Annotated in this window: 1 protein-coding gene; it reads right to left on the bottom strand. The window is 49.8% G+C overall.

The features are described from left to right. On the bottom strand, nucleotides 1-261 hold a 261-nt coding region (locus ACYP03_RS26230; RefSeq protein ID WP_459782704.1), incomplete at its 3' end, for a DUF945 family protein. Nucleotides 262-271: the final 10 nt, after the last annotated feature.

Below are 271 nucleotides of genomic sequence, written 5' to 3'. Positions count from 1 at the left end.
AATCTCGTGGGCTATGTGCCATTCTGTTGGCCAGTCCTGTTCTTCAAACACCGCTTTCCAGCTGGATTTCAGCGCAATTTTAGACACAGCCTGAGAGGTCAGATAACCACGTTCATAGTGTTCGGTGGTAACAGAAACATAAGGGCTGTTGTATTCCCCCACTGTGTCCTGATAAATACGCTCGCCAATCTGACCGACGGCCAGAGGCCAGCACAACACTACGGCTACCGCACCTGCACCAGCACCTATTTTTCCTAACATGTTTCTTTCC

It is taken from the genome of Photobacterium sp. R1 (assembly GCF_054600795.1).
Note: the sequence above shows the minus strand (reverse complement) of the source record. Positions and strands in the feature narration are given on the sequence as shown.